Source organism: Dactylosporangium maewongense (genome assembly GCF_039531485.1).
Taxonomy (GTDB): domain Bacteria; phylum Actinomycetota; class Actinomycetes; order Mycobacteriales; family Micromonosporaceae; genus Dactylosporangium; species Dactylosporangium maewongense.
Window position 1 is genome coordinate 20,437 of the sequence record NZ_BAAAQD010000051.1, and the last position, 23,410, is coordinate 43,846.

At 69.2% G+C, this 23,410-nt stretch carries 15 protein-coding genes; 10 read left to right on the forward strand and 5 right to left on the reverse strand.

Annotated elements, in window-relative coordinates; genetic code table 11:
* Positions 1 to 278 precede the first annotated feature (278 nt).
* Positions 279 to 7,112, forward strand: a complete 6,834-nt coding sequence (locus ABD332_RS56905; RefSeq protein WP_344514993.1) for an RHS repeat-associated core domain-containing protein — start codon at positions 279 to 281, stop codon at positions 7,110 to 7,112.
* A 63-nt stretch (positions 7,113 to 7,175) separates the two neighbouring features.
* A complete protein-coding gene (locus tag ABD332_RS56910; protein ID WP_344514995.1) occupies positions 7,176 to 7,670 on the forward strand; it encodes a hypothetical protein in 495 nt (164 codons plus the stop codon).
* A gap of 247 nt (positions 7,671 to 7,917) precedes the next feature.
* Here ABD332_RS56910 and ABD332_RS56915 read toward each other — a convergent pair whose 3' ends face one another.
* Positions 7,918 to 8,910, reverse strand: coding sequence for a hypothetical protein (locus ABD332_RS56915; RefSeq protein ID WP_344514997.1), 993 nt, complete (start codon positions 8,908 to 8,910; stop codon positions 7,918 to 7,920).
* A gap of 341 nt (positions 8,911 to 9,251) precedes the next feature.
* Here ABD332_RS56915 and ABD332_RS56920 point away from each other — a divergent pair, with 341 nt between their 5' ends.
* A complete protein-coding gene (locus ABD332_RS56920; protein ID WP_344514999.1) occupies positions 9,252 to 11,144 on the forward strand; it encodes a GAF domain-containing protein in 1,893 nt (630 codons plus the stop codon).
* Between the two features lie 848 nt (positions 11,145 to 11,992).
* On the opposite strand, the gene xylB is transcribed toward ABD332_RS56920, so the two are convergent.
* The 4 genes from xylB to ABD332_RS56940 all read right to left on the reverse strand — a co-directional run bounded on the left by xylB (position 11,993) and on the right by ABD332_RS56940 (position 15,852).
* Positions 11,993 to 13,396 (reverse strand): xylulokinase, encoded by a 1,404-nt coding sequence (gene xylB / locus ABD332_RS56925; RefSeq protein WP_344515002.1) that lies wholly within the window; start codon positions 13,394 to 13,396, stop codon positions 11,993 to 11,995.
* Positions 13,397 to 13,653: 257 nt separating this feature from the next.
* The gene (locus ABD332_RS56930; RefSeq protein ID WP_344515004.1) at positions 13,654 to 14,475 is read right to left on the reverse strand and encodes an alpha/beta fold hydrolase; all 822 of its coding nucleotides are present in this window, start codon (positions 14,473 to 14,475) and stop codon (positions 13,654 to 13,656) included.
* A gap of 19 nt (positions 14,476 to 14,494) precedes the next feature.
* Positions 14,495 to 15,064 (reverse strand): DJ-1/PfpI family protein, encoded by a 570-nt coding sequence (locus tag ABD332_RS56935; RefSeq protein ID WP_344515006.1) that lies wholly within the window; start codon positions 15,062 to 15,064, stop codon positions 14,495 to 14,497.
* An 83-nt stretch (positions 15,065 to 15,147) separates the two neighbouring features.
* Positions 15,148 to 15,852: a GntR family transcriptional regulator gene (locus ABD332_RS56940; protein ID WP_344515008.1), complete on the reverse strand. Its 705-nt coding sequence runs from the start codon at positions 15,850 to 15,852 to the stop codon at positions 15,148 to 15,150.
* Positions 15,853 to 16,209: 357 nt separating this feature from the next.
* Here ABD332_RS56940 and ABD332_RS56945 point away from each other — a divergent pair, with 357 nt between their 5' ends.
* From ABD332_RS56945 to ABD332_RS56975, 7 genes are all read left to right on the forward strand, one after another.
* The gene (locus tag ABD332_RS56945) at positions 16,210 to 17,637 is read left to right on the forward strand and encodes an extracellular solute-binding protein (protein ID WP_344515010.1); all 1,428 of its coding nucleotides are present in this window, start codon (positions 16,210 to 16,212) and stop codon (positions 17,635 to 17,637) included.
* Positions 17,634 to 18,596: a carbohydrate ABC transporter permease gene (locus ABD332_RS56950; protein ID WP_344515011.1), complete on the forward strand. Its 963-nt coding sequence runs from the start codon at positions 17,634 to 17,636 to the stop codon at positions 18,594 to 18,596. The genes ABD332_RS56945 and ABD332_RS56950 overlap by 4 nt, the downstream gene beginning before the upstream one ends.
* Positions 18,596 to 19,507: a carbohydrate ABC transporter permease gene (locus ABD332_RS56955; protein ID WP_344515012.1), complete on the forward strand. Its 912-nt coding sequence runs from the start codon at positions 18,596 to 18,598 to the stop codon at positions 19,505 to 19,507. Before ABD332_RS56950 ends, ABD332_RS56955 begins: the two co-directional genes overlap by 1 nt.
* Positions 19,507 to 20,574, forward strand: coding sequence for an ABC transporter ATP-binding protein (locus ABD332_RS56960; RefSeq protein WP_344515014.1), 1,068 nt, complete (start codon positions 19,507 to 19,509; stop codon positions 20,572 to 20,574). The genes ABD332_RS56955 and ABD332_RS56960 overlap by 1 nt, the downstream gene beginning before the upstream one ends.
* Entirely contained in the window at positions 20,574 to 21,650 is a 1,077-nt protein-coding gene (locus ABD332_RS56965; RefSeq protein WP_344515016.1) for an ABC transporter ATP-binding protein, read from the forward strand. The genes ABD332_RS56960 and ABD332_RS56965 overlap by 1 nt, the downstream gene beginning before the upstream one ends.
* Positions 21,651 to 21,731: 81 nt before the next feature.
* A complete protein-coding gene (locus ABD332_RS56970; protein ID WP_344515017.1) occupies positions 21,732 to 21,911 on the forward strand; it encodes a hypothetical protein in 180 nt (59 codons plus the stop codon).
* Positions 21,904 to 23,364, forward strand: a complete 1,461-nt coding sequence (locus ABD332_RS56975; protein ID WP_344515018.1) for an NAD-dependent succinate-semialdehyde dehydrogenase — start codon at positions 21,904 to 21,906, stop codon at positions 23,362 to 23,364. Before ABD332_RS56970 ends, ABD332_RS56975 begins: the two co-directional genes overlap by 8 nt.
* Positions 23,365 to 23,410 lie beyond the last annotated feature (46 nt).

The window sequence follows — 23,410 nt, forward strand, 5'->3', positions numbered from 1 at the left end:
GTCTGAATCGACCGCAATGCGGTTCGTTGAAGGATTCCAAAATCACGCACAGTTATATAGGGCAGTGATGGAAATCGTTCAGATCCGTACCTTCGGGCAATCCTCAACTATGAGATAGCTCACGCCGTCGGTGTTGTGGGCGCTAACGAATCGCCGGATGGCGAATTGACCGAACGGTTGAGTTGCCCACTGTCGCGGACACCATTTACGGTCCTCACTCGCATTGATCAGTTAGGCGGCAGCGGGGAGTGACAGTGTCGGCGGCTTGGCGTTCGCGCGTGTTCATCAGGTTGGGTGCGGGGCGCCTGCCACGGGTCCTGGCGATGTCCGCCGCCTCAGTGATGGGAGTCTCGCTGGCAGTGGCGCTGCGGGCCCCGGTCGAGGCTGCCCCGGTGAAGCCGCCGGCGCCGACGTGTGCTGATGAGCGTGCCGATGAGACGTCGGCGAGTGTGGCGGCGCGGTTGTGCGGCAAGCGGATCGAGGTCACCGGCGCACGGTCGGAGACCATGCAGGTGTGGGCGTTGCCGGAGGGCGGGTTCACCAGCCAGGTCCATGCCGGACCGGTCCGGTTCAAGCAGGGCGACGTGTGGAAGCCGGTCGACCTGACGCTGCAGGTGCAGGCCGACGGTTCGGTCGCCCCGGTCGGGCACCCCCGTGGCCTGAAGTTCTCAGGCAAGGCCAGTGCCGGTGAGCGTGCCCTCGCCAAGCTCGACGGCGAGGACGGCGTGCTGAGCATGGCATGGGCCGGCGATCTGCCGACCCCGGTCCTGAAGGGGAACGTCGCCACGTATGCGGAGGTGCGGCCGGGCGTCGACCTGGTGCTGACCGCGACGCGGACCGGCTACGAGCAGAACTTCGTGGTGAAGAACCGCGCCGCCCTCGCAGCGTCAGCGACCCTCGGCCTGCGGATGCGTACGCCGGGTGTGACCACCACCCCGGACGGATCCGGTGGACTGCTGTTCAAGGGCAAGGGCGGCCGCAACGCCGGCCGGATCCCCGAGCCGACGATGTGGGACTCGCGGGTCGGCGCGAACTCCGGTGACCACCTGCGGGTGGCGCCGGTCGGATTGAAGCAGGTCCGCAACGGTGACGACGTCGACCTGACGCTGACCCCGGACGCGGCGTTCCTGGCCGACCCGACATTGCTGTTCCCGGTCACGATCGACCCGTCGGTGTATCCGACGTTCGACACGTTTGTGCAGACCGGTTACACGTCGGACCAGTCCGGTTCCGCGGATCTGAAGCTCGGCTACTCCGACGACGGCGGCCCGTGGACCGCCCGGTCGTTCCTGACGTGGAACACCGGCTACCTTGCGGGCGCGAAGATCACGTCGGCGACGGTCTACCTGTGGGAGAACCACTCCTGGTCCTGCCGCACCGCGGACTGGGAGGTGTGGACCACCGGCGCGGTGAGCACCGCGACGCGGTGGACGAACCAGCCGGCCTGGTACGCCAAGCAGCACACCTCCAACCAGACCAAGGGCTTCAGTTCCTCCTGCGCCGCGGGCTGGGTGTCTGCTCCCGCGACTGGCGTCTTCCAGACCGGCGCGTCGTCGGGTTGGGCGACGACCACGATGGGGTTGAGGGCGACCCTGGAGAACAACCACGATTCGTGGAAGCGGTTCAACTCCTCCAATGCCGCCAGCAACATCCCCTATGTCGACATCACCTACAACAGTCTGCCGCAGGTGCAGAGCCACTCCACCGCGCCGACGACGGCCTGCGTCACGGGGGCGAGCCGGCCGTACATCTCCAGCCGCACGCCTACCTTGCAGGCGTTCATGAGCGACGCCGACGGCGGCAGCGTCATCAACCAGTTCGAGTGGTACCAGGCAGGCGGCGCGCTGATCGGCACCACGAATGTGACGGCCCCGTCCTCCACGCAGGCATCCACGATGATCCCCGCCGGTGTGTTCGCCGAGGGCGGCTCCTACAGCTGGCGGGTCCGTGCGATGGACACCGCCGACAACACCCTCGTCTCGGCCTGGTCGCAGTCCTGCGAGTTCACCGTCGACTCCATCAAGCCCGGCGTCCCCGTAGTGTCCTCGACGCTGTACCCGTCGATCGCCACCGACAACACGTGGGGGCATGGCGGCTATGGCCAAACTGGCACGTTCACGTTCACCCCGGCCACGGCCGACACCGACGTCATCGCCTACACCTATCAGCTCGACTCTGACACGGCTCCGTCCACGGTGAACGCCGGCAGCCCGACCACCGTGCAGATCACGCCGAGCGAGGACGGCCGCCGCACGCTGACCGTCCGGGCTAAGGACCGCGCCGGGCAGCTGTCCGACCCCAACACGTACGTCTTCAACGTCGGCCGGGCCGGGTTGAAGTTGCCGCAGCCGGGCGCCAACGTCGTCAAACGGACCAAGCTCGCCGTCGACGGCGACGGCACCTACACCCGGGCCACGTTCCAGTACCGGCGCGGACCCGGCGCCGCCGAGTACGACGTCCCGCTCGCCCACCTGCACAAGGCCGACGGCTCGGCCGTCACGACGCAACCGGTCGGCCTCTCCGACCTCGGCGGCAACGCTATCTGGGACGCGGTCGACACCCTCGGCACCGTCGGCGGCGTGGTACAGATCCGCGCCACGCTCTACCCCGACGCCGTCGGCCAACCCGGCTACACCACCCAATGGATCACCGTGACCGTCGACCCCGACGGCGACGGCGCCGCCGGAGACGACATCGGACCCGGCTCCGTCAACCTTCTTACCGGCGACTACTCGGTCTCATCGTCCGACGCCGACGAGTTCGGGCTCGGCGTTCGCCGGGCCTCGTCATCCCGGGAGCCGAACGACGGCTGGATGACCCAGGGGGAGCGGCTGCCCGCCAACCTCCAGCAGGTCACCACCACCAGCCCCACCGGGTTCACCACCGGCGGCACCACCACGGCTACCCGGGTAACCACCCGCGGGCAGGGCTCCTCGACGGACTCGTTGCAGGTCGTGCCCCTCGCGACGAAACCAGCCGGGTTCGGTGCCACTGACACGTTCGCCGCGCTCGGCGACGACCAGGGCGCACTCCGGCACGGTATGAAAGCCGGCAAGCGCTACCGGGTCACCGGCTGGATCTACGTACCCGCCGTCACCGGTCTGGACAGCACCGAGGTCCGCGCCCGCCGCATCGTCGGCTTCTACCGCGACAGCGCCGGCGTGTACCAGGAGTTCCGGTCCGTGCAGGCCCAATGGGTCGACGGCTGGCAGGAACTCACCCTCGACCTCGCCATCCCTGCCGGCGCCACGGAGGCGTTCATCCGCCTCTACAACGGCAACGGCTACGGCTCCAACAAGGCGGTCTTCTGGGACAACCTGTCCCTGAAGGAGATCGTCGCGCCGTTCGGCCCGCAGTGGCGCGGCGGTGCGGACGGCGGCGTCGCCGAGGTCGACTACGAGTCGCTGACGTTCCCCTCGCCGGACCTGGCGAAGATCACCAGCGCCGGCGGCGACTACCTGACCTTCGGTCGCAGCGCCTCCGGCCAGTTCTTCCCCGAGCCGGGTGCGGAGGACCTGAGCCTGGTGAAGGTCTCCGACACCGTGTACGAGCTGCGTGAGCTCGACGGCACGACGTCGCAGTTCGTGAAGCAGACCGAGACGTTCCTGATCTCCACGACGTGGACCTCGGACCAGAACTCGACCACGCGCTACCTGTACGACTCCTCCGACAGCCGCACGCTGGTCAAGCGGGTCATCAACGCGACCGAGCCTGGCATCGGAGATTGCACCACGCCGGTGCCGGCCCGCGGCTGCGAGGTCCTCGAATACGAGTACGCGACGGCCACGACCGCGTCCGGTTCGACGTTCGGCAACGTCATCGACCAGGTCCGGGCCGTCAAGGTCTGGTCTTGGGACCCGGCCGCGAACGCCGGCGCCGGCGGTGAGACCGCCGTCGAGGTCGCCAACTACGCCTACGACAGCCAAGGTCGGCTCCGCGAGGTGTGGGACCCGCGACTGTCCCCACCGCTGAAGACCACCTACGAATACGACACGGCCGGCCGCCTCACCAAGGTCACACCGGCCGGTCAGCTGCCGTGGATGTTCGACTACGGCACAGCAACAGGCGATGCCAACGCAGGCCGGCTGCTGAAGGTCCGCCGGGCCGCGCTGGTCACCGGCACGAAGGACCAGCTCGACGGTGAGGTTGCGACCAACTTCGTCTACCAGGTGCCGCTGACCAAGGCCGCCGGCGGTCCGCACGACATGAACGCCACCGCGCTCGCCGCATGGGGACAGACCGGTGTGCCGACGGACGCGACCGCAGTGTTCACGCCGCAGTTCCCACCGACGGTGAACGTCGCCACCGCCACCACCCCCGGCACCGGCGGCTACACGTACGCGACCACGCACTATCTCGACGCGTCCGGTCGTGAGACCAATATCGCGACACCCGGCGCGCACATCGACTCGCAGGTGTACGACGAGTTCGGCAACGTCGTATGGGCACTCAAGGCGGACAACCGGGAGCTGGCGCTCGGCACACTGCCTGGTGCCGCGGCCAAGGCGGCCGACCTCAACCTGCCGGCCGACTCGGCGGGACGGGCCGCGCTGCTCGCCAGTGTCAGCCGGTACAGCCCCGACGGGCTCGACCTGGTCGAGGAACAAGGTCCGGTGGTGCGGATCGCGCTGGAGCGGCAGTTGGCCGCGGCTGGTAAGCCGACGCTGCCGGCCGGTTCGCAGGTCATCGCCCGCAACCGGACCGTCAACCGCTACGACGAGGGCAAGCCCGACGGCGGGACCTACCACCTGCTGACCACGACGATCACCTCGGCGGCCGTGGACGGATACCCGGACGCCGACAGCCGGACCGTGCTCAGCGGGTACGGCGCGGAGAAGGGCGGCACGTCCGGCTGGGTCCTGCGCAAGGCGACGTCCTCGACAAGTGACGCGGGTACCTCCTACACCCGCTACGACAGCGCGGGCCGGATCGTGGAGGCGTGGGGGGTCGGTTCGACCGGCACCGACGCGCTGATCGAGAAGAGCGTCTTCTACACCGCCCTTGCCAACACCGACGACGCGGCCTGTGGCAACAAGCCGGAGTGGGCCGGTCAGGCTTGCGTCAGCAAGGCCGGCGGCGCGATCACCGGACACCGGGCCGACATGCCGACACAGTTGCCGCTGCGCCGGGTCGAGCAGTACAACCGGCAGGGTTCTGCCACCGTCGTCGCCGAGACCGTCGGCAGCGACGTGCGCCGGGTCACCAATGTGTTCGACGCCGCGAACCGGCTCACGTCGACGAGCCTTACGTCGACGCTCGGGCTTGCGGTGCCTGACGCGACCTACGAGTACGACCTGGCCAACGGCAAGTCCGTGAAGACGACCGCCGGCGGCAAGACACTGCTCCGGGAATACGACAAGCTCGGCCGGCTCGTCGCGTACACCGATGCGGACGGGGCGACCACCCGCACCGAGTACGACCGGTTCGACCGGATCGGCAAGGTCCTGGACCCGACCGGGTTCCAGACCTACGCGTACGACCTCGTGACCGAGCCCCGGGGCATGCTCACCTCGATGACCGACTCGGTCGCGGGCACGTTCACCGCGAAGTACGCCGCCAACGGGCAGCTGACCGAGCTGAAGTATCCCGGCGGCATCACACGCACCGACACGCTCGACGCGTCGATGGCACCGGTCGCCCGGCGCTACGTCCGCGACTCCGACGACTCGACGATCTACAACCAGACGATCGTCGAGAACACCCAGGGGCAGTGGATCAACGAGGTCTACACCGGCGGCAGCAAGACCTACGGGTACGACACCCTTGGTCGGCTGACGTCCGCGACCCAGACCACGGCGACGACATGCGCCAACCATCAGTACGGCTACGACACGCGGACGAACCGGCTGGCCAAGCGCACCTGGCAGCGCACCGGCCAGCTCTGCGCCGCAACGGAGACGCCGGACGCCATCGAGAACCACACCTACGACACGGCCGACCGGCTCACCGACACCGGATACCTCACCGACGCGCTCGGCCGGGTCACCGGCATGCCGTCGGGGGTGACCAACACCTACCACGCCAACGACATGATCGCCGTGCAGCAGCTTGGCAACCAGCGGCAGGAGTGGAACCTCGATCCGGCCCGCCGGCTGCGCGGTTTTACCAAGGGAACGGTCTCGCCGTCGGTGACCACTGCGTCGCTGCTCAACCACTACGGCGACGACAGTGACTCACCTCGGTGGATCGTGGAGAACACCACGACCGGTGCGATCAGCCGCAACGTCCTTGGGCCCGACGCCGGGCTCGTGGTGACGACCGCGGCGTCCGGCAGCGTCCAGTTGCAACTGACCAACCTGCACGGCGACGTCGTCGTCACGACGAACACGGCGCTGACCGACATCCAGGTCTCCACCTACGACGAGTTCGGCATGGCGGTCACGGGGGGTGCCGCCCGGTACGGTTGGCTCGGCGGCAAACTGCGCTCGGCGGAGAGCCTGGGCGACACGGTGCTGATGGGGGTCCGGCTGTACGCACCTGGCCTCGGCCGGTTCCTGCAGATGGACCCCGAGAAGGGCGGATCAGCGACGGCGTACGACTACTGCGACGCCGACCCGGTCAACTGCTTCGACCTGGACGGCAAATGGCCGTCGATCCGTAAGGCATTCAAGTGGGTCAGCAACAACGCCGGCAACATCGGCACGGCGCTGGGTACCGCGGCGCTTGTCATGTCGTTCGTCCCCGGCCTGCAACCGTTCGCGGCAGGTCTCGCCGTGGTCGCGACAGGCTTCACGCTCTGGGGTGCGTACAACGATTACAAGGCCGGCAACAAAGGGTCGGCGGCGCTTAGCGCCGCGAGTGCGATTCCTGGTATCGGCGGCGTCGCGAGGTTCGGCAAGTACGCCAAGTACGGGTACACGGCCTACAAGGCGACCAAAGCCCGGAAGGCGTACAAGGCAGCACCGGGCAGCAGAGCCTCGAAGAACCTGCTCAACCGAGCGATGCGGAAGGCCGACTCGGCCAAGGCGGTCGCGCGGAAGGCGTTCCGCCCGGACAAGATCTCGGTCGGGGTAGGCGCCTTCGACCTCGCGAAGACCGGCTGCGGTCTGCGGGCGAAGTGCCGGAAGAAGGTCGGCGCCTACTGGGTCGGCACCGGCTACTCGAGGTACTGAATCCACTGACAAGATAGGTAGCCTCTGACAGTGACGAAGGATATGAGGCCCAGGTCAACGGCGATGTCGCTCGACCTGGGCCGGCACCTCGGCTGGCTGTTCCGCCGGCCGCTGGCCCGCTGGCTCGACGAGACCCCCGAATCAATCGACGAGGATCTACGGAATGCGACGACGACCTGGGAAGACCTGGGGGTCGGTCACATTGTGCGGGCGCTCACCTGGGCGTTGACTGCCGGCGTGTGCTTCGTCGCGGGCATCGTCTCGATCACGGTCGAAGAGCTGATGGCCGGTCACTCGAACCAACCGTCCGGCGCGATCCAGGTGGCGTTCGGCATCGCGATGCTCACCGGCATCCTGCACGGCGGGGCGGCCGTCCTCGCCGGTCGGGGTGGCCGGCTCAGCGAGCGCAGCCGTCCGCGCGGCCGGAAGGCCCGGCGCACCGACCCCGGGCCGGAAGGTCCGACCGGGGTGCGGCTGTGGCTGCTCCGCCCCGGCAATCGATACTTCCTGATCGCCGCGGCCTTCTTCGCGGTGGGCGTCGTGAGCCTCAGCACCTGAGTTGTGTGGCCTGCTCGAAAGGCTGCCGCGGGTCCCTGGGGGAGCGACACCGCCAGCGAGAGACTCCCGGCGGCCCCTTCGCTGGCGCCGACCCGCGACATCATCGGATGAGCTACAGATCGGGTGGCCTCGGCCACCCGATCTGCTCTGACTGGCCGCATGACGGTGCGGCCGGTCAGCTCGCCGAGCTGGCGGTGCTGGGGACGGCGGCGCGGCGAGTGGTGCGAGTGGCCGAAGCGATGCGTGGTCAATGCATGCCTCCGACTCTGTCGATCACTACCGCCGGGCCGGGAGGATTTCTGCTGACGGATGCGCCGGCCGCGCTGGTCGGGGAGTCCAGCAGCCGCGCGGCGGCCACTGCGGTGTCGGCGCAGCGTAGTGTGTGGTGCACTGCGTCGGCGTAGTTGTCGTAGTGCGCGACGGCGTATCCAGTCGTCACGATCGCGATCCTGGCGTCGTCCGGAAGACGCGGCACAAGCACCGGTTCTAGCACCGCTCCGAGCGGCAACGCGCCAGGCCCGGCATCCAGCACGTCCAGCAGACCGTCCGGTGCGTCTGCCGTGTGCCGTAGGCCGAGGATCTCAGGGCCGCCGCATCGCAGTACCTGTACCGCGCCTGCCAGGTCCACACGCACGAATGTGGCCGCCGCGTACCCGTCAGGGGCATGCCGCCGGACCAGAGGTGTCAACAGAGCCGGCAGCTGCCACAACCCGGCACCGCCGCGACGCACGGCAGAGCGGAACGTCCGCTCCACCGTCCGTACGCATCGTCCCAGATCCGGCACGTCCCCCATCACCATGCCGATCAGCACCCACAATCCATCACCCGGCACAAACACGGCGGTCGCGAGTTCACCGGGCACCCGCGACACGGCCAGCATCACCGGCCGGTCGACCCTGCCGGTGCCCACGTCGACGACGGTCGGCACCGCTGCCCGGGACCAGCTGAGCCGGGTGCGTCGCCGCCGCCATGACAACACCGGAATGACGGCAAGATAGAGCGCGGACGTCGCTAGTGCCCCTCGGTCACCGCGGTGGCCCGGGACGATCGGTACCGCCACCGATAGCAGAATCAGCGCGCCGGCCCAGCCGGACATCAACGCCGCCACCCGTGGCCGGGACGCCATCCCGGCCACGCCAGGCACCAGCAACCACCCGATCGGAGCGGTCACCCCGACGGCGCCCATCACGATGGCGTTGCCGGTCACGGCGAACAACGCCGCCCGTGTCGATACCTTCACGAATCCTCACACCTACTCGGGCCGCATCGTCCGGCCAGCATGGTCGGTCGTGTCGCCGAACTGGGCGGACCCGAATCTGTTTGGACCGACGGCCTCACCCCGTACACCGTAGCCACGAACGTCCCGACGAGACAGCACAGGCCTCGTCTGACCGTGGGGCGACTGGACCGGATCCGCGCACAGTGGTGTCAGTCCCCCGCAGTGAGGGGCAGGGACGGGGCGCCGCCGATGGCGGCGAAATGAGATCGGGGGTGGCGGGGGCGTCCTGGTGTGCGGGGTTTGCCGGGAGGGGTAGCCGCATCGCGATCCACCACCAGATCCGCTAGGAGGCGATCGTACCGATGCGCAGGCCTGCCAGATCCTCGTCGGTGCTCACCGCCGTGTTCGTGCTGGCGATCTGTGCCGCGCTCGGCACGATGCTCATCTCCTTCGACCAGCGACGGCGGGCCGAGCACACAGCCGAGGCCGAGGACCAGGCAAGATCCGCAGTGACAGCACTGGCGCTGCTCGTAACGGACGCCGAGGCAGCCCGGTGCGGTCTCGCGGCCACCGGCGACCAGCTGTTCCGCACGCGTCTGGCCAGCAGTCTGGACGTGATCCCGCGGCGGGAACGGGAACTGCAACGAAGCGTCACGCACGACCCCGTCAAAGTCATGCTGCTCCGACAGATCAACCTGTACCTCAACGAGTACCTCAGCAACTACCTGGCACCAGCACTGGCGACGAGCCGCTCCGGTGGTCCGGCCACCGTTTCGAACGCGATCATGCTGGCAGCGCGGCGACACGCCGACCTGATCGGATCGCGCCTGGACCGGCTGCTGGAACTGGTGAACCGGTCCACCGTCAGGGCCCGGGCGAGAGCCGAGACACACAGCAACACGGGCATCCTCGCCGGGGTCGTCCTGCCGTTGTTCTCGCTGGTCGCCCTGGTCCTGATGCGCCGCCACGCGACGGCGGTCGCGGGTTCGGTGCGCAACCTCGAGGCCGCCGCGGTCAAGATCGCCGACGGCGAGCTCACCATCCGGGTACCCGAGGACGGTCCCGCGGAGACCAGCCGATTCCAACACGCGTTCAACAACATGGTCAGCGCCCTGGCGCAGCATCGGCACACACTGAACGAGAAGATCGCCGAGCAGTCGGCGCTGCGCAGCGCGGGAACGCCGGCCGCAGGTGCCCAGACACCCCAAGCGGTGTTCGACGCGGTCACCGAGCAGGCCGGCATCCTCTTCCGCACCGACCTGGCCGACCTGCTGCACTTCGACCCTGACGGCACCGCGAGTGTCGTGGCGACGTGGAGCCACGCACAGTGGGATCTGCCCGCTGACGAACAGGTCCGCCTCGAGCCGGAGGGCATGGCCGCTCAGGTGCTTCGCTCCGGCCGTGCGGTCCGCCTCACCCACCCCGGTACCCCGGCACCCGCATGGCAGCGACCCGCCCGCTTCGGCCTGCAGGCCGCGATCGGTGTGCCGGTCATTGCCGCCGGCCGCGCCTGGGGCGTACTACGGCTCATGTCACGGCGCCCGGAGACACTGCCCGAGACCGTCACGTCCCGGGCCACGCCGTTCACCGACCTCGTCGCAGTCGCGGTCGCCGACCACCAAGCACGCACGGACTCCGCCGAGGCACGCACGCGAATCATGTTCGCCGCCGACGAGACCCGCCGCACGATCGAGCGGAAGCTGCACGACGGGCCGCAGCAGCGGTTGACGGCGTCGCTGTGGGCGTTGCAGACGCTGGACGCGCAGATACCGGCGAATCTCACCGAACTCCACGCCCAGGTATCCATGTTGACGGCCCGCATGAGCGCAGCGTTGGACGACCTCGCGACCATCGCCCGCGACGTTCACCCGGCGATCCTCTCGCAGCGTGGCCTGCTATCGGCGATCCGATCATTGGCCCGCCGCACACCGGTCCCGGTCGAGACAACCCTCGATCTGCCCGCCCGACCCGACGAGCAGGTGGAGATCGGCATGTACCACATGGTTGCCGAAGCCCTTGCCCTCGCGAACAACCATCCACACACGACGCTGGTCAACATCGAGGCGTCCGTACGCAGCGGCCGGCTGCTGCTCCACATCGAGATCAACGGCATGCGGACCGGGGACGTCGCATCGGGCCCCGAACTGGTCAGAATCCGCGACCGTGTCGAAGCACTGGGTGGAGCGATGACCCTCGAAAGCAGCCCAGAGCGCGACATCCGGCTCTTCATCGACGTGCCAACGGCTACCCGCTGATGCCCGCATGCCCCGGCCGGCCCGGGCGGGCTGCTGCGCGGTGCGTGGCGTGCCGAAGGCGACCAGGACTGTGGATGGGCGGTGCCTGGGGCCGGAGCGCCTGCGCCGAGGACTGACATTGGTGCTGCGTCGGCGAGCTTGAACTGGGCTTGACCCGTTTTGACGGACAGGATCGTTGTGGTGGTTCAGGCTATCTCATCAACCCCGGCCGCCCGATCCCGAACCGGCCATGGATCTCACCAGGGCTGACCAACGACGTCCTGCCGTCTGCCCCCACACTGGCCGCCGCCGAGCCGGGCCTGGCCGCCCGGCTCGACGGTGCCGTCCTCGTCGGACACAACGTGCGCGTGGACTGGCGCCTGCTGCACCAGCGGTGTCCCTCAATCACGCCGGCAGCGCTGCTGGACACCTATAAGCTGGCTCGGCACGTCATGACCGGCACCGGCTACAGCCTCACCACGCTGCTCGCAGCGCTCGACCTCACCGCTGCGGTGCCCAACGGCCAGCCCCACCGCGCTATGGGACACCGTCGGCACTGCTCTGCTGCTCGGCGCCCTTGTTCGGGTCGGCTGGCCAACCGATCCAGTCATGACGGATCTGGCGGCTGTGGCGAGCATCCCGTTGGACAGCGCGGGCGGTGCCCGCTCCGGCGACGAAGGTCAACTGTCGCTCTTCTGAGCCGTCACCGCCGTCTGTGTGCCGCGGCCAGCTCCGCCAGCGACAGGGGGTGAGGCGTCGGCGAAGGCACCGTGGGCGCGGTAGGCGTGGCGATCATGGTCAGCTCCTCACGATGGTGGTGGGTGTCGCGGGGCGGGGCCGGGCGCCGTCGAGGGCGCTCCGCGTTCGACCTACCGCGCTCGGTCCCGTTGCGTCAGCAGTCGTAGCGACCGTTGGCGGACGTCGACGTAGCGCTCGTGCACCTCCGGGGTACCGGCGGTGGCTACCTCCTCGGCCTCGACAGGCCAGTGCGGCGGCTCGGCACCGCCGGACAGCGCCCAGGCCGCCTGACGTGCCGCGCCGAGCGCGACGTACTCGCCGGGGATCGGCACGCTCACCGGCGCGTTGAACAGTGCCGGCGCGACCGCCCGTACGGCGCGGGACTTGGCCGCGCCGCCGATCAGCAGCACCCGGTTGACCGGGGTGCCCTGGGCGCGGAGTGCGTCGAGGGCGTCGGCGAGGCCGCCGAGCATGCCCTCCACCGCGGCCCGCGCCAGGTTCGCCGGCGACGCGTTCGCCCGGGTCAGCCCGGCGAGCAGACCGCGCGCGTCGGGCAGGTTGGGGGTACGTTCTCCGTCCAGGTACGGCAGGAGCGTCAACCCGCCCGCGCCCGGCGGCGCCGAGAGTGCCAACTCGTCGAGCCCGGCCAGCGACCGGCCCAGCAGGTCGGCGACCGTGCTCAGCACCCGGGCGGCGTTGAGCGTGCACACCAGCGGCAGGAACCGGCCGGTCGCGTCGGCGTAGCCGGCCACCAGCCCGCTCGCGTCGGCGGTCGCAACCTCGCTCACCCCGAACGCGCATCCCGAGGTGCCCAGCGACACCACCACGTCGCCGGGGCGCAGGCCAACGCCGAGCGCCGCGCCCATCGTGTCACCGGTGCCGGCGGCGAGCACCGCGCCGGACGCGGTCTCGCCGACCGTCTCGGCGGGCCCAGCGACCCGGGGCACAGCCAGGTCCCGGCCGAAGGCGAGCCTCACCAGGTCCCGGCGGTACTCGCCGGTCGCCGGCGACCAGTACCCGGTGCCGGAGGCCTCGCCGCGGTCGGTCGTCGGCTCGCCCCCGTCCGCGCGCAGCCGGTGGGTGAGCCAGTCGTGCGGCAGCAGCACCGTGGTGGTCCGGGCCGCGAGCTCCGGCTCGGCGCGGGCGAACCAGCGCAGCTTGGTGACCGTGAAACTGGCCACCGGCACCAGCCCGACCGCGTCGGCCCACGCCTGCGGGCCGCCGAACTCGTCGGTGAGGTCGACCGCGGCGCGCGCCGAGCGGGTGTCGTTCCACAGCACAGCGGGACGCACCACTTCGCCGGCCTCGTCGAGGCAGATCATGCCCTGCTGCTGCCCGCCGACGCCGATCGCGGCGACACCGTCCAGCAGTCCGGCGCTGGCCTGCTCGTACGCGGCCCACCACAGGCGCGGATCGGCCTCGGTACCGTCGGGGTGCGGCGCGCGGCCCTCGCGGAGCACCTCGCCGGTGTCCGCGTCGCACACCACGACCTTGGTCGACTGGGTCGACGTGTCGACCCCGGCGACCAGGGTCATCGCACGCCCCGCAGGTGTTCCATAGTGCCTCCGTCGTTCGCGGTTGAACCGACTTTACGCACACCAACCGGTTAGTTCAATACCCTTCCAAACCCCGGCCGGGCGCTGCCGATCCGAAAGATCAGGCACGGAAGACCACCCGACAGTGGCGCCGGCCGTGACGAACGGTGGCCTCAGTCCATGCCGGGCGAGCCCGTCGAGCATCTCGACGGCGAGGATCCACTTCGGACATGACCACCACCCAAAGCCGAAGGTCTTCAGTGGCCTTGTCCCCGGCGAAGGAAGCACGACACGAGTCGCCTGAAGTCGTGCGGGTGCTCGATCGCCGGCACGTGCCCGCATCGCCCGAACGCGTGCAGACGGACATCCGCCAGATGTTCGAGCAGGGGCAGGGCTGCCGTCCCGATCGGGGTGACTCGGTCCTCGGCGCCGTGGACGAGCAGCACGGGCGCGCGGACCCCTGCCAGCGTTTGCGCCGGGAGGGCGAGCTCGTCGGCCCAACGTGCCCTGGGTGGAGGGAACAACGACGCGAATGCGGCCGCCCCGGCTCGCATCGCGGCTGCACGGGCGTCGACTGCCGACTCGGTCACGAGCGCTTGGTCGTAAACGAGGCGACTCAACATGTCTCGTGCCCCGGGCGGGCCGGCGGGGGCGGCCCAGACCGCGTCGAGTTCGGCGGACAGCGGCGCCCCAGGGGCACCCATCGTCGAGACCGCCACGACATGGGTGACCCGCTGGGGACGCGCGGCCGCCAGCGCCAGCGCCACGGCACCGCCCATGGAGTGACCCACCACGGCGTAGTGCTCGACACCGAGCGCATCCATCAGGCCCGCGGCCTGCTCCGTCCACAGCCGGAGCCCGCCCCTGGAGCCCGCCGGGATTGGTGTACGGCCGAACCCCGCCTGGTCAGGAGCCACCAGGTGCCAGGACGTGCCCAGCGCCTGCGCCGTCGTTGCCCAGGCGCCGGACCCGGTCGTGCCGGGTCCGGAGCCGTGCAGCATCAGCACCGCGGGCCCCGTGCCGCTCTCCATGACGTGGACGGGGGAGCCGTCGACCGTGACGGTCCGAAGTGCCGTCACCGGGGCAGGTCAGGGGTGCTCATGCCGATGCGGAGCTGATGGACTTCGAAAAGACCTCCATCATCGCCCTGCCGAATTTCGGCATGTCGGGCCACCCCCGGCAGGAGACGAGGTTGCCGTCCACGACGTCGGGAGCATCGATGACCGTCGCGCCCGCGTTCTCCATGTCACCGGTGATGGGGGGAAAGCACGCCGTCTTTCGCCCCTTCAGCAGCCCGTACACCGCCGGCACCTGCGCGCCGTGGCACACCAGCGCGATCGGGAGGTTGCGCGCGAAGAAGTGCTCGGTGATGCGCCTGACGTCGGCGTCGACCCGGATCCACTCGGGGGCGCGGCCGCCGGGAATGATGAGGGCGTCGTAGCGCTCCACGTCGACCTCGGACCAGGGCACGTCGACCGGCAGCTTCCGGCCGTTCTTCTCCACGTAGGCGTCGGAGTTGGGGTCGAACTCGTGGATGACCAACTGCACGTCGCGCAACGTCCGTGACGAGACGTCGACGTCCCAGCCGCCCTCCTGCACGCGGTAGTAGGGATACATGGTGTCGAGCTCTTCGGCGGCGTCGCCGGTCAGGAGCAGTGCTCTGGGCACCTGCTTCTCCTCACATCTGGGGGCCAGGTAATCCAATACGATCCGATCCGATTGAGTCAGCATTCCCGGGGCCGGTCCGCCCGTCAAGCCTCTGCCGCCGCCCCTTCCGCTGCCTCCGCCTCGTCGAACAACCGCCGGAACCGCTCGCCGGAGCGCAGGATGTGCCGGCGCATGGCGTAGGCGGCGGCGTCGGGGTCGCGTGCGGCGACCGCGGCCACGATCTCCTCGTGCTCGGCCATGGCCAGGTGCGTGACCTGGATGTCGCGGTGCAGCCGGAACAGGTGCACGTGCGTGTGCAGGCGGGCCAGCGCCTCGCGGATGACCTGGTTCTCCGCGCTCAGGGCGATGAGATCGTGGAACGCGGCGTCGCGCAGCCCGAAGGCGCCGTAGGCCATGGGCCCGTCGTTCCGCTCCAGCTCCGCCATCTCCTGCAGCATTCCCCGCAGGCCGGCCACCTGCTCCGGGGATGCGCGTTCGGCGGATCTGCGCGCCGCCGCCGGCTCCAGGAGCAGGCGGATCTCGAGCATGTCCTCGAACCGCCGGCGGGTGATCTGCGGTGGAATGCGATAGCCGGCGTGCGGCACCCGCACGACCAGACCCTCGGCCTCCATGCGGTTCAGCGCGTCGCGGATCGGCGTCTGCGAGACCCCCAGCTCCCGTGCCAGGACGTCGATCGTGACGCGGGAGCCGGGCTCGATCCGTAACGACATCAGCTGTCCGAGCAGCGTGTCGTACACCTCGTCGGCGAGCCGGCCGCGAGATCTTCCCGGCGGCACCGCGCCCGTCATGGCCCCGTGGTCCCAAGCGATCGTCGCTTCGTCGTCCATCGTGACGTGAGGCCCCTTCTTGCGTCTTCGCGAACCTGTTGACATCGATCGCAGCGCTGCTGCATGCTGACGCGCACTCGGATCGTATAGGAAACGTGAGGATGCGAGTCATCTTGCACCCTCGCGGACCCGCCCGCCAGCACACCACTTCGACCACCTGAGGCTCCCACGAGCCTGCCCGGCGTCCCGCTCGGCCCACCACCACCGGCGTGCGGCAAGGCCCGGCGACGGCCCGGCGATACGTCTGAACACCCTGCACCTGCTCGGCGAAGCACGCAGCAACGCTCCCGAAGTCCCCACCCAGAAAGCAGGCAGAGGATGCGGAATTTCCAGCGAACAGGACGACTGTCCGTCCCCGGACGGAAGGCGCGGCTCGCGGCGGCGGCCCTGCTGCTGGCCACGACCATGGCGGCATGCGGCGACGACGACGGCGGCGCGAAGGCGGGCGCCCCCAAGGCGCCGGCGAGCATCCCGGCGCTCACCCAGGACCCGCTGACCCTCAGCTTCATCTGGTTCGACTGGCCCCCCGCCCATGCGCTGGAAGACTTCGCGAATGCCGAGTACAAGAAGGAGCGGCCGAACGTCACCATCAAGGTCAACACCGTGCCGAACGCGAACTGGCACGACGCGATGTTCACCCAGTTCGCCGCGCGCAAGACCGACTTCGACATCGCGATCCTGGACTCGCAACACATCGGCGAGGCCGTGACGAACGGCAACATCCTCGACATCACCGACTTCGTCAACAAGAACATCGACGTCAAGGCCTACAACCCGTACCTCCTGGCGGCCTACGGCCAGTTCCCCCAGGCGGAGACCGGCAAGCGCGACGAGAACGCCAGCCTGTACGGCCTGCCGCTGCTCGGCGACACGTGGACGATGATCTACCGCAAGGACCTGATCGGCGACAAGCCGCCGCAGACCTGGGACCAGATGATCTCGGCTGCCGAGAAGTGCCAGGCGGACAACCCCGGTGTCAGCGGGCTGGCGTTCCACCAGGCCAACGGCTCCGACGCCGCGGCCGTCACGTACAACACGGTCAACGGCGTCTACGGCGGCAACCTCTGGAACGCCAAGGATCGCAAGATCGAGGGCGTCCTCAACGACCAGGCGGGGCAGGAGGCGATGGACGTCCTGGTCAACAAGATGAAGCCGTTGACCGCCAAGGGTTCCGGGAACTGGTTCATCGACGAGGTGAACGCGTCGGTCGCCCAGGGCAAGGCGTGCATCGCGTTCCAGTGGATCGCCGCGAGCGGCGGCCTGCTCGACCCGAAGCAGTCGACGCTCGGCACCACGCGGGAGCAGATCCTCACCAAGCTGGGCTTCGCCACCCTGCCGGCGCAGAAGACGAACCTGGTGCCGCTCGGCGGCATGGGGATGCACATCTCGGCGTACGCCGCCAAGCCGAACCAGGCGGAGGCCCTGAACTTCATGAAGTGGTTCGAGCAGGCCGACATCCAGAAGAAGTGGGCCGCGGCCGGTGGCGTGCCGGCGCGTACGGACGCGCTGCAGTCACCGGAATTCCTCAACGCCTCGCCGTTCAACCAGGTGTACGCGGACTCGGTGCCGCGGATGCGGGACATGTGGAATGTGCCCGAGTACGCGCGCCTCGTCGACATCGAGAACACCAACGTGAACGCGGCGCTCAACGGCGCGAAGCAGCCGAAGGACGCGCTCAACGACATCGCCAAGGAGCAGCAGAAGGTGCTCGACTCCAGCAACCGCAAGGGCGGCGGCGGGCTGTGAGTGACCCCGTCCTGCTGAAGACCGACGACTCCGGGCAGGTGGCGTCCGCGACGCCGCCTGCCCTGGGCCGGTCCCGCCGCCGGTCCCGCCGCTTGAGCGACCGCGGGCTCGCCGTGGTCTTCACCTCACCCGCGTTGCTGCTGCTGCTCGGCATGTCGGTGTTCCCGTTGCTGTGGACGTTGTACCTGTCCTTCACCGACTACTCGGCCACCCGCGGGGGGCCCGCCGAGTTCGTCGGGTTCGGCAACTACACCGCCATCCTGACGTCGCCGCAGGTCCACCAGAGGACTTTGACAACGTTGATCTTCGTTGTCGGCGCGGTCGCCCTGCAGACCGTGCTCGGCTTCACCATCGCCTATCTGATCTCCCGGCGTACGCGCGGGCGAGGAGTGCTGACCACGCTGTTCCTGGTGCCGATGATGCTGTCGCCGGTCGTGGTCGGGCTGTTCTGGCGGTTCATGCTCGACGCGCAGTTCGGCGTGGTCAACAGCATGCTCGGCTCGCTCGGCCTGGGGCAGGTGGAGTGGCTCACCCGGCAGCGGACGGCACTGCTCTCCCTGATCGTGGTCGACACCTGGCAGTGGACCCCGTTCATCATGCTCATCGCACTCGCGGGCCTCACCGCGGTCCCCAAGTACCTGTACGAGGCCGCCTCGATCGACCGGGCGTCCGAGTGGTTCCGGTTCCGCACCATCACTCTTCCGCTGGTGTGGCCGCTGCTGCTCATCGCCGTGCTGTTCAGGGCCATCGAGGCATTCCGGCAGTTCGACCTCGTCTACATCCTCACCAGCGGAGGTCCGGGGGTGTCCACCGAGACGTTGTCGTTCCACGTCTACAAGGTCGCGTTCCTGGGCTTCAACACCGGCACCGCCTCGGCGTACGGGATCCTCATGGTCCTCGTCGTCATCGTCCTCACGCAGTTCTACCTGCGCTACTTGAACAAGCTCAAGGAGGACTGATGGCCGTCTCCGTCGACGACGCCGTGTCCACAGGTCCTGTCCGGGATCACACGCCACCCACGCGCCGCCTCGGCGGTCGGGGCCGCACCGTGCTGGAGGTCGCGCTGCTGACCGTGCTGGCCGTCGTCATGCTCTTTCCGGTGCTGTGGATGATCGAGACGTCCATCAAGGAGAACCGGGACGTCTACGCCGTCCCGGCCAAGTTCCTCGGCTTCACCGTCACCATGGACCATTTCAAGGACGTGTTCGTCTCCTCCGGCGGCGGTCGCTCGGGCCTGTCGGTCTCGTTCCTCAACTCCGTCGTGGTCGCCGGGGTCTCCACGGCGCTGGCCACCGTGCTGGGGGTCCCGGCGGCCTGGGCCTACTCACGCTTCGCCCTGAAGGCCAAGAAGGACCAACTGTTCTTCATCCTGTCCACCCGCTTCATGCCGCCCGTGGTGGTCGTGATCCCGATCTTCCTCATGTACCGCCAGGTCGGGCTCATCAACACCCAGCTCGGCCTGATCCTCATCTACACCGCGTTCAACGTCCCGTTCACGATCTGGATGATGAAGGGGTTCGTCGACGAGGTGCCCGCGGAATACGAGGACGCCGCCATGCTCGACGGCTACACCCGCCTGCAGGCGTTCCGCAAATTCACCCTGCCGCTGCTCGTGCCCGGCATCGCCGCGACGGCGGTCTTCGCACTCATCTTCTCCTGGAACGAGTTCGTGTTCGCGATCTTCCTCACCTCCAGCGACGACGTGCGGACGGCCCCACCCGCCATCGCCGGACTCATCGGTGGCACCACTGTGGACTGGGGTCTCGTGGCCGCCGCCTCCGTGGTGTTCGCCCTACCGGTGCTCGCCTTCGCCTACCTGGTGCGCAAGCACCTCATCGCCGGTGTGACGCTCGGGGCGGTGCGACGCTGATGGCGGGCATCGAGGTGACCGCCCTGCGCAAGCGCTACCCGGACGGGACAGTCGCGGTTGATCACGTGGATCTGTCCATCGGCGACGGCGAGCTGTTCGTGATGCTCGGCCCTTCGGGTTGCGGCAAGACGACCACGCTGCGGGCCATCGCCGGCCTGGAGAGGCAGACGACGGGCGACATCCGCATCGGCGACACGCTGGTCAACGACCTGCCGCCCGCCGAGCGCGACATCGCCATGGTGTTCCAGTTCTACGCTCTCTACCCGCATCTGAGGACCCGCGACAACCTGGCATTCCCACTGCGGGCCGAGGGACTGCCCGAGCCGGAGGTGCGCGAGCGGGTCGAGGAGGCCGCCAGGCTGATGCGCCTCGGTCCAATCATGGACCGGCGACCGCGCCGGCTGTCCGGCGGGGAGCAGCAGCGCGTCGCGCTTGCTCGCGCCCTGGTACGGCGGCCGCGCGCATTCCTCATGGACGAACCGCTCACCAATCTGGACGCGGAGCTGAGGGCGGACATGCGCACAGAGATCAAGCACCTGCAGGGGCAGCTGGGCACGACGATGGTCTACGTCACCCACGACCAGGTCGAGGCGATGTCGCTCGGTCACCGCATCGCCATCCTCAACAAGGGCCGCGTCGAGCAGATCGGCACGCCGCTGGAGGTCTACGACCGTCCGGCGAGTCTGTTCTGCGCCGCGTTCATCGGTTCCCCGCCGATGAACCTGATCGAGGTGGAGGTGGCCGACGGGATGCTGCGCGGTCAGGGCGGACTGGTCCTCACGCCACCGCCGGGCCTGCCGCGCGACCGTTCCCTGGTCGCGGGCGTCCGGCCGGAGGCGCTGGAAGTCACGGCACCAGGCGCGGAACGTTCGGTCCCGGCCCGCGTGGTCGCGGCGGAAGGATTGGGCGACGAGATCATCTACGTGATCGACCACGGCGGCGAGCGCGACGTACGGGTCCGGATGCCACCGACCATCCGTTTCGCCGTTGACGCACCGGTCGGGCTGCGGCACTCCGGCGGGACCCCGACGGTCTACGACGTGCGCACGGAAGAGCTGGTGGCCTGATGGGAACCGTGGCAGCGCACGGGCTGCGCAAGTCCTTCGGTGAGGTCCGGGCCCTGGACGGGGTGACGCTGGACGTCCCGGACGGCTCGTTCTTCGTCGTGCTCGGGCCCTCCGGGGCAGGCAAGACGACGACCCTGCGAGCGATCGCCGGCCTGGAGAAGCTTGACGCCGGGTCGGTGCATCTGGACGGCAGGGACGCGACCGGTGACGAACCGGCCGCACGCGACCTGGCCATGGTCTTCCAGAACTACGCCCTCTACCCGCGACACACGGTGTACGAGAACATCGCTTCGCCGCTGCGGGCACGCCGCCGCGCTGCCAGCGAGATCGCCGCTGCCGTCGAGCAGGTGTCGGGTCTGCTGCACATCGAACGTCTGCTGCAGCGCCGTCCCGCGCAGTTGTCGGGCGGTGAGATGCAGCGTGTCGCCCTGGCCCGGGCGCTGGTCCGTCGCCCGCGCGCGTTTCTCATGGACGAGCCGCTGACGAACCTCGACCTCAAGCTCCGCGTCGAGATGCGCACCGAACTCACCCGCATCCACCGCAGCCTCGGGGCGACCTTCGTCTACGTGACCAACGATCAGGTCGAGGCCCTGTCCATGGCCGACCAGGTCGCGGTCCTCAAGGAGGGGACGGTGCAACAGGTCGGAACGCCGACCGAGGTGTACGAGCGGCCGGCCAACCAGTGGGTCGCGGGCTTCGTCGGGAGCCCGCGGATCAGCCTGCTCGCCTGCCACGCCGAGGGAGATCGTCTGGTCGGGGCGGAAGGCTGGACGCTGCCGCGGCCCCGCTGGACCACGGCTGAGGACGGTCGTCAGCTGCTGCTGGGCGTGCGCGCGGAGGACCTGTCCGTCGAGCGGCGTGGGGACGCGTCGTTGGAGGGTGAGCTCTACGGGCTTGAGCCGCTCGGTGACCGAACGGTGGTCGACGTCCGAGTGGGGACGGAGATCCTCAAGGTCAAGGCACGACCCACCGTCACCGGTACGCCGGGCGAGCGGCTGCTCGTCACGGTCGACCTGGACCGTGCGCACCTGTTCGATGCGGACACCGGACTGGCGCTGTCCGAGGCCGGGAGGTAACCGCGTAGAGCGGCGACGTCACCATGCGCCCGTACGTGGCAATCGAGCCCGGCGGACCGCGTCCCCGGTGAGCACGGCCTGATGACGCCGAAGCGGCCATGGCCCGAGCAAGCGATCGGTGGCGCGGGGCGTCGCCGTGCGGCCTGGGCAACGGCCACGGTCGACCCGCCCGGCAACCCGTTCGTCAACGCGCGTGGCGCGAACGCTGAGCTCGCGCTGGACATCACCAAAGAACGTCACAGGAGGCGGCGCAATGAGTGACCCGATGTACGTCCTGGCCCCCGAGTACCGGCGGCTCCGGATCGGCGACGCCTGGCGCGACGCCGCCGGCGGAGCCACCTTCGCCGTCGAGGACCCGGCCACCGGCAAGACCATCGCCGAGGTGGCGGACGCCGACGTCGTCGACGGGCTCGCCGCTCTGGACGCGGCGAGCACGGCGATGGCGGAGTGGGCGGCGACCCCGCCGCGGAAACGGTCGGAGTTGTTGACCGCGACGTACCGGGCACTGACCGAGCGGTCCGAGGAGGTCGCCCGGCTGATCACGCTCGAGATGGGCAAGACGCTCGCCGAGGCTCGGGGAGAGGTGGCCTACGGCGCCGAGTTCTTCCGTTGGTTCGCCGAGGAGGCGGTGCGCGTCGAGGGGCGCTACAACACCGCTCCGGCTGGTGGATATCGCATCCTCACCGTGCCGAAGCCGGTCGGACCGTGCGTCTTCGTGACGCCCTGGAACTTCCCGTTGGCCATGGGTGCCCGCAAGATCGCTCCCGCGCTGGCGGCGGGCTGCACGACGATCACCAAGCCAGCGGCCCAGACACCACTCACCATGCTGTTCCTGGCCCGCATCATGGAGGAGGTCGGCGTTCCCCCGGGCGTCGTCAACGTGGTGACCACCAAGCGTGCCGGCGAGGTGGTCTCAGCACTGCTGGCCGACCGCCGGACCCGCAAGCTCTCGTTCACCGGGTCGACCGAGGTCGGGCGCGTGCTGCTGCGACAGGCGGCGGACAACGTGCTGCGCACCTCCATGGAACTGGGCGGTAACGCGGCCTTGATCGTGTGTGCCGATGCGGACCTGGACGTCGCGGTCGACGGTGCCATGGTGGCCAAGATGCGCAACCTCGGGGAGTCCTGCATCGCGGCCAACCGGATCTACGTCGAGGAGCCGGTGCACGAGGAGTTCACGGCGCGCTTCGCCGAGCGGATGGGCGCGCTGTCGGTGGGCCATGGTCTCGACGACGGCGTGGACGTCGGGGCGTTGATCGACGAGGCCTCGGTCACCAAGATCGACGAGCTCGTCGCCGACGCGGTCGATCGCGGCGCCCGTGTCCTGGTGGGCGGCGAGCGTCCGCATGGGCCGGGCCACTTCTACCCGCCTACGGTCCTCGTCGACGTGCCCGAAGACGCGCGGATGCTGGAGGCGGAGATCTTCGGCCCGGTGGCGCCGATCATGTCGTTCACGTCCGACGACGAGGTGATGGCGAAGGCCAACGACACCGAATACGGCCTGGTCGGATACGTCTTCACCCGTGACCTCCAGCGGGCGCTCCGGTTCACCGAGGGGCTACAGACGGGGATGCTCGGCATCAACCGTGGTCTGATCTCGGACCCGTCAGCTCCGTTCGGAGGCGTGAAGCAGTCCGGGATCGGCAAGGAGGGGTCGCACGAGGGCATCCTCGAGTACCTCGACGTCACCTACGCGGCGATCGACCTACCGTGACCGGCTTGCTGATCCGGGTGTCCGCCGAGGATCACCGCGCCCTGTG